Source organism: Thetidibacter halocola, assembly GCF_018224955.1.
GTDB lineage: Bacteria > Pseudomonadota > Alphaproteobacteria > Rhodobacterales > Rhodobacteraceae > Thetidibacter > Thetidibacter halocola.
The window spans coordinates 60,091-67,249 of record NZ_JAGTUU010000013.1; the positions used below are offsets into that span (position 1 = coordinate 60,091).

At 64.4% G+C, this 7,159-nt stretch carries 6 protein-coding genes; 3 read left to right on the forward strand and 3 right to left on the reverse strand.

Annotation, left to right across the window (positions count from 1 at the left end; all coding sequences use genetic code 11):
- Positions 1-11 precede the first annotated feature (11 nt).
- Entirely contained in the window at positions 12-818 is an 807-nt protein-coding gene (locus KB874_RS22355) for a SapC family protein (RefSeq protein ID WP_212538792.1), read from the forward strand.
- Between the two features lie 752 nt (positions 819-1,570).
- Positions 1,571-2,056: a hypothetical protein gene (locus KB874_RS22360; protein ID WP_212538793.1), complete on the forward strand. Its 486-nt coding sequence runs from the start codon at positions 1,571-1,573 to the stop codon at positions 2,054-2,056.
- Positions 2,057-2,403: 347 nt separating this feature from the next.
- On the opposite strand, the gene KB874_RS22365 is transcribed toward KB874_RS22360, so the two are convergent.
- The 3 genes from KB874_RS22365 to KB874_RS22375 are packed head-to-tail and all read right to left on the reverse strand — an operon-like array spanning position 2,404 to position 6,634.
- Positions 2,404-3,975, reverse strand: coding sequence for a tryptophan halogenase family protein (locus KB874_RS22365; protein ID WP_212538794.1), 1,572 nt, complete (start codon positions 3,973-3,975; stop codon positions 2,404-2,406).
- A complete protein-coding gene (locus tag KB874_RS22370) occupies positions 3,975-5,309 on the reverse strand; it encodes a B12-binding domain-containing radical SAM protein (RefSeq protein WP_212538795.1) in 1,335 nt (444 codons plus the stop codon). Before KB874_RS22370 ends, KB874_RS22365 begins: the two co-directional genes overlap by 1 nt.
- Entirely contained in the window at positions 5,306-6,634 is a 1,329-nt protein-coding gene (locus KB874_RS22375; protein ID WP_212538796.1) for a B12-binding domain-containing radical SAM protein, read from the reverse strand. Before KB874_RS22375 ends, KB874_RS22370 begins: the two co-directional genes overlap by 4 nt.
- A 68-nt stretch (positions 6,635-6,702) precedes the next feature.
- Here KB874_RS22375 and KB874_RS22380 point away from each other — a divergent pair.
- A partial coding sequence (locus KB874_RS22380; RefSeq protein WP_212538797.1) for a 2OG-Fe(II)-dependent halogenase WelO5 family protein occupies positions 6,703-7,159 on the forward strand: 457 nt, incomplete at its 3' end.

Below are 7,159 nucleotides of genomic sequence, written 5' to 3' on the forward strand. Positions count from 1 at the left end.
GGAGGGACCCCATGACGACCCAGATGCTGATCTACGAACGTGCCGCGCCGATCACCGTGGCCGCCCACAAGGACACCTATGTCAAGACCGGGGCCGATTTCGGCTTTGCGTCCAAGATCAATGCCGTGCCGCTGATGGCAACGGAATTCATCAGTGCGGCCAAGGAGTTCGCGGTGGTCTTTGCCGGAACCGAGGACAAGGTCATGCCGACCGCCGTTCTGGGCGTGCGCAACGAGGAAAACCTTTTCGTCAATGAGGATGGCAGCTGGGACGCCCGCTATCGCCCGGCCTTCCTGCGTCAATATCCCTTTGTCTTCGCGGGGCGCGAGGGCTCGGACCAGCTGACTCTGTGCATCGACGAGCAGTTCAAGGGCGTGAACAAGGACGGCCGGGGCGAACGCCTGTTCGACGCCGACGGCAACCGCACCGCCTATCTGAACCTGATGCTGGATTTCGCGCAGAAGTATCAGGGCCATTTCCGCCGAACCGAGATCTTCTGCCAGCGGCTGAAGGAACACGGCCTGTTGGAGCCGATGCAGGCCAAGTTCACCCTGCCCGACGGCCAGTCGGTGCAGCTGGCGGGCTTCTGGGCGGTGAACCGGGAAAAGGTCAAGCAGCTGGATGGCGACACGCTCAAGGCGCTGGCCCAGACCGACGAACTCGAACTGATCTATGTCCACCTGCAAAGCATGCAGAACCTCGATCGCCTGATCGAACGTCTGGGCGGCGTCGCGGCCGAAACCGACGAAAAGGCCAAGCCGGCCAGGAAGAACGCCGCAAAGGCCAGGAAGGAAGAGACCGAGATCGACGCAAGCTGATCCGGTCGACCTGACATGACCCGTCCCGGGGCAAACCCGGGACGGTTTTTCTTAGTTTTCGACCGGACGCAGACAATCGAAGCGCATTCGGCAGACGACCGGAACACGGCGCGCCGACCGTCCCGCCGACAAGACTCAATTGACAAATTTTTCGGCTCTGATATCGTTAAAAGTTATCGTACGTGTTTCGTCCAATTGATATTATGGAGGAGCGCATGTGGGCGAGAACGAGTTTTATTGCTGTAATCTTTGCAGCTTTAGCATCGATAGCCCAAGCCCAAGTCACTATAAATGTCGATGGCGGTTCAGTTTCGGTAAGAAACGGCATCATCTCGGGCTCTTGGAATGATGTTTCCGATCCAGTGAACTTTCCCGAAGAAGTCGACACGGGCTCGCTAAGGGGTACGATTTCGCCCACCGGCCAAATCAGCGGATCATTTTCGGGAACTGACACCTACTACGATAATTCGGGTGGAACCTTGAGACTGGTCACCGAACCATATTCCGGTACTTTCAGGGGGACAATTGATCCGCAGACCGGACAATACTCTGTTGACTGGGGTGGCCCGGAGCCCGGCTCTCGTTCTGGCAGGGCGCCTACATCCATCATCCCATCCGGACGTGTAGACAACGGGTCTCCTGGCACAAATATCTCAAACCAACCGTGGCTGCGAAGACCGGAACGTGAAAGCGACGGGGATCCAGATCGGCCTTTGAGTATCTCCGAGATGCGGCGTCGAGGAGAGGAACTCATGCAAAGTGATGCAGTCAAGGAATTCCGGAGGCTTCACGAAGAAGCAGAACGCCGAAGGGAGGCGTCTAGGCTGCGGGACGAACAACGTAGCGGAGCTGCGGGGCCGAATTCCACCGGTTCTCAGGGAACCAACGGCAACGCGGTAGACAAATCGCCTGGCGCACAGCTCGACCAGTTGCAAGAGATTGCAGAGGGAGCGGCGTCGATCGCCGGAGGAGTTCTTCAAGAAACAGGTTCGACCATTCCGCGCAGAGTGGGTGGCGGAACCGCGGCCGGCCCGGGCGGGGCGGCCGGTACGATTGTCGAAGGCGGCCGCGTCCTTCTGGACCCGAATACCGGCAGAGCCACTATTCTCCGCATTGAAGAAGGACAGGGGCGGCCGCCCAATTACAACGAACGTCGCGTCCTCGACGAGATTTGCCAAAGTTCGCCCGATTGCGTCAAGCCCGAAGACTTGAAAAAGCAGGGGTACCAAGAGAAATGATAAAGCAGTACACAGCTCTGGCTATTATCGCAATCGCGGTCTTGGCCTCTTGCGATCCCGCTGAAACGACCGGGCAATACAATATCTCTTCACGCGGCACACATTATATCGAATGCGTCACAGAGAAATACGTCGGGATTCATCAGGTCGGGGAACCCACTTTGGAAAGTTACGCTTTCGCGAAGACAATGTGCGGCGAAGAGGAACGCCTTTTCAAGGGAGCGCTCAAAAGTGCATATGGCGCGGATGGAGACAACCGGTTCCTGGAGCTTGATCGAAACCACTACCGGCAGCTTGCCACGTACGGGTAATCCGTCTGTCTGCACCACCCACTAGTTCAATAACGACTAGTCGGACGTTACGCCCACGCCCACAGCCGCGCCTTCGTCCACCGGCCAGTCATCCTCCAGCGGCTGGCTGTGCAGCCAGTCGGAATAGACGCGATGGCCCGGCAGGCTCTCGATCACCGTATCGGTCTGGGCGTCGATCTGGTCGAGGATGGACGCGACCCGCTTGAAATCGACCGCCGTCGCGCGGGCCGTCGGCCGCCTTGGCAGGCGATTGTTTCCGGCCAGGATGAAAAAGTAGTTCGCCTCGGCGAAACAGGCCTCGTGGCGCAGGGCAAGCTGGCCGTGCTCGTCATAGCCGTCCAGCGCCTCGGCCAGGCTGTCGGGCAGCGGCACCGACCGTGCGGCACGCCAGAAATCCGTGTCCTCGCGGCGCGAGGCGACGTAGTGCAGCACGATGAAATCGCGGACCTCGGCATAGGTCTCACCCATCTGCCGGTTGAAGGCGCGGCGCAGCGCGGGCGCCATGGCGCGGTCCGGAAAGCCGTCGCGCAGCAGGTCCAGCGCCCGGTGCACGAAATAGAGGCCGGTGGATTCCAGCGGCTCTATGAAACCGGAACTGAGGCCCATCGACACGACGTTGCCCTTCCAGAACTCGGTCCGATGCCCCACCCGCATCTTCAGGAACCGCGGATCGGCCGCCCGCGCCCGGCGGAACCCCGCGAGTTTCAGCAGCCGGTCGGCGGCGGCCGTGTCATCGAGATGCGCCGAGGAATAGACATAACCCGACCCCTTGCGATGGCTCAGCGGGATCTGCCAGATCCAGCCGGCCTCCTGCGCCGAGGACCGGGTGAAGGGTGGCATCTCTTCGTCCTTTTGCTGCGGCAGGACCACCGCCCGGTCGCACAGCAGTTGGTCCGACAGGTCGACCCAGGGATCGCCCATCGCCTTTTCGATCAGAACGCCTGCAAAGCCGGTGCAATCGATGAACAGGTCGGCCTCCAGGTGCCGCCCGCCCACGGTGTCCAGCGCGGCGACATTTCCGGTCTCGTCGTGATGCACCTGCGTCACCTCGTCGAAGATGTGCTTGACCCCGTCCTTGATCGCCAGTTCGCGCAGGTATTCCGCCATGGCGCCCGCATCGACGTGAAAGGCATAGCTGCCGGTATCGATCATCGGCGAGCCTTGCGAGACGGATCGCGGCGCGCGCCCTGCCTCCATCGCGCGGGCCTGGAGCGAAAAGCTGGCATAGGGGCGCGGATCGGCCGTCACCAGGCGCTTGCGCAGCCAGAAGTGGAACAGGTCGATCCCGTCGATCCGTCCACCGGCCAGCCCGAACGGATGCCAGTAGCCGTGCCCGGGCTCCAGCCAGTCGTCGAACCGGATGCCCAGCTTGTAGGTCGCCTTGCAGCGGCGCATGAACTCGGCCTCGTCGAGGCCCAGTTGCCGGATGTAGCGCACCATCGAGGGGATCGTCGCCTCGCCCACCCCGATCGTGCCGATCTGTGCGGACTCGACCAGCGTGATCTTGACCGGCACATGCCGCAGGAAGCGTTTCAGATACAGCGCCGCCAGCCAGCCGGACGAACCGCCGCCCAGGATCAGGATGTTTCGGATCGCGTTCGGCGTCATCAGGCGTGCCTCCTCTGGTGGGTCGGGCGCGGCGGCGGAAACACCCAGAAGAACTCGCCGCACTGGCCGCCCGCCGCCTCTGCCTCCAGCGCAACACGCTCGGCGGTGTCGCGCAAGGCCGCCTCGGTCCAACCCTTGGCGGCACGCAGTTTCAGCGTCACCGGGTCATAGTCCAGCGCGTGATCCTCCGCCGCCCGCACCATCAGCGCCGAGGGCAGTACGACACAGTGATAGACCCGCAGCGCGGCGGGCAGTTGCCGGGCGCGGCGGAACGACCGCATGAAGCCCTCGGGGCTGTCTCCGGGCAGGCCGAGGATGATCTCGACCGCGACGTTCCCCACCTCTCCCAGCGCCGCCAGCGTCGCGTCGAACCGCGCCTCGTCATAGCTGCGTTCGACATTGGCCAGCGTGTCATTGTCGAAGCTTTGCAGTCCCACGCCGATATAGGCGTGCCCCACGTCTGCCAGGAAATCGATATGCTTCTGCTGCACCTTGGCCGGGTAGACCTCCGAGATCAGGCCGCGCCGACGGAAAAAGCCCGTGTCGCGCGCCGCCTGCGCCAGGTTGTCAAAGGCCGCCTTGTTCAGGTTCAGTCCCGCATCCACCAGCAGCGCGCCGCCCAGCCCCATCCGCGCCATCGCGTCGAAATCGCGCGACAGGTTCCCGGCGGAGCGCACGTTCTTCGGCGCCTCCATTACGCCCCATTCGCAAAAGGAACAGGTAAAGGGACAGCCGCGATAGGTCTGCAACACGCCAAGCCCCCCCGCCGGGACCATGCCCGCCACATAGGGGGACGCCAGGTCGTCCAGCACCGCGGGGGCCGGGTTGGGCATCACCGCCCAGCCCTTGGGTGACGGCACCGCAACGCCCCTCGCCTGCGCCAGGTTTTCCGGCGAGCGGTCGCGCAGGCGGACCACTTCGGGGAACACCGTCTCGCCCTCGCCGGTCACCAGCAGGTCGATGAACCCGTGATCGCGGAAGGGCGGCTGATCCAGCATCGCGGGCCGGGCCGACGGACCCCCCATCACGATCAGCCGCGCGGGGTCTGCCGCCTTCAGCCGCCGCGCCGCGTCGAAGAAGACCGGAAAGGACCACAGATAGACCGAAAAGCCCACGATGTCGGGATCCCAGGCGTCAATCTCGGCCACCAGCGTCTCGGCATCGCCGCCGCGCATGTCCCACAGGCGCAGTTCCAGGTCCGGCAGGTCGGCGACGCGCAGGGCGGCAGCGACCATGTAGACGCCAAGGTTGGGGATGAATTGCGGCATCGCCGGGTCCGGGTCGGGATAGCGCGCCACCAGCGCGACCCGCCTACCCTGCCGGATCCCGCTCACGCGCGGACCGCGCCCGCCTGGGCACGGCTCTTGAACGCATACCAGAACTCTCCCGAATGTCCGCCATGCGCCCGAACCAGCGCCGACAGGCGGCGGCGCATGGCGGCGATGTCGTCGCGGCTCCAGCTGCTGTTCGAGATCATCGCCAGCGTGCGCGGATCGAACCGCAGGGTCCACTCCGCGCGCGAGCGTGTCAGCAGCGCGTCGGGCAGCACGAGGCAATGATAGGCCCGCACGTCGACCGGCAGCGACAGCGCGTATTGCAGCGTCTGCATGAACCCCTCTGGCGTGTCGCCGGGCAGGCCGAAGATGATCTGCACCTCGACCTCGGCGACCTCGGCCAGCATCCGGATGGCCGGGTCAAAGCGCGCGCCGTTCTGCGGCCGGTCCAGCGCCTTCAGCACGCCGGTATCGATGCTTTGCAGGCCGACGCCCAGGTAGGACGTGCCGACCCCTTCGAGAAACTCCAGGTGCTCGGGCTTGACCGAGGCGGGATAGACCTCGGCCCAGAACTGCCGGTCGCGCAGCGCAGGCACCTGCGCATGGGCGGCGGCAAGGTTGCGAAACGCATGGCCGTTCAGGTTCAGCCCCGCATCCAGCAGGAAGACCGCCGGGCTTTCCAGCCGCTCGAAGGCGCGCAGCTCCTCGACGATGGCCTCTTCGGGAAAGACGGCCTTGAGATCCTTGAACACGCCCCATTCGCAGAACCGGCAGGACAGCGGGCAACCCCGGAAGGTTTCCAGGTAGGCAACCGACTGCGGCGGCATCAGCCCCATCCGAAACGGCGACGCCAGCGCCGCCAGGTCGATGCGCGGCGCGGGACCGGTGCGCAGCCAGCCCTCGCCGCGTGGCAGGGCAAGGCCGGGAACCGTCTCCAACCCGGCGGCGGTCAGCGGATCGAGACGCGCGATTGCGTTGAAGATCAGCTCGCCATCCCCTTCGACCACAGCATCCAGGTAATCGCCCGCGCGATGATAGGGCGGCAGGTCGAAAAACGCGGTCCGCGCCGAGGGGCCGCCAAAGACGATCACCGTGCCGGGATTGGTGGCCTTGTGGGCGCGGGCCAGCGCGATCAGGTCGGGCGCCGACCAGACATAGGCGGAAAAGCCGATCAGGTGCGGGTCGAAACCCGCCAGCAGCGCCTGCTGCTCTGCCGCGCCCCTGCCTTGCATGTCGATCAGCCGCACATCGGCATCGGCCAGGGCGGGATCGGCGCGAACGGACGCCTCGATCCGCCGGATGCCGTAGCTGGGCATCTTCAGCGGGCCAAGTTCGGCAGTGTCCGGTTCAGGGGTCAGGCAGACAAGGGCGATGCGGCGGGTCAACCGGACTCCGAGGGTTGCAATGAAAGGGCGCGTTCCACACAGTGACCTTACACAAGTTCGGAGCACCGGTGAGCCATTTCTTTCAGATAGAGACGGTGGACGCGGAAAATCCTTCCGACGCCCCCCTCGCGGCGCTGCGCGCGGGTGAATTGCACGCGGTCCTGGTGCGCAACGTCTATCCCGCCGAGGTGATGGAGGCCGCCGTGCGCGCGCTAGAGGTCAACGCCCCCGGCTTCGTCAAGAGCCACTTTCCCGCCGCCTTCAAGGCCTTCTTCTATGGCTTGAACCTCAACCTCGCGGCACCCGACCTGCGGCCCTATTTCGCCGGGGAACCGGGATTTCGCGCGGCCCTCGCCGCGCTGGTGTCTCCCGGCATCGAGGCCCGCGTGGGCGATCTGCTGACCGCGCTGGACGACGGGCCGGCCTATGGCGCGGCTCCCGGCCCGCAACCCGGCTCACGGTATCATTTTACCACCATTCGCGGCCATGGCACGGGCGGTTTCATCCCGCCGCATTTCGACAATG

Coding starts and splice junctions, on each gene's coding strand:
- KB874_RS22355 (WP_212538792.1), top strand. CDS start 12: ATGACGACCCAGATGCTGATCTACGAACGTGCCGCGCCGATCACCGTG.
- KB874_RS22360 (WP_212538793.1), top strand. CDS start 1,571: ATGCAAAGTGATGCAGTCAAGGAATTCCGGAGGCTTCACGAAGAAGCA.
- KB874_RS22365 (WP_212538794.1), bottom strand. CDS start 3,975: ATGACGCCGAACGCGATCCGAAACATCCTGATCCTGGGCGGCGGTTCG.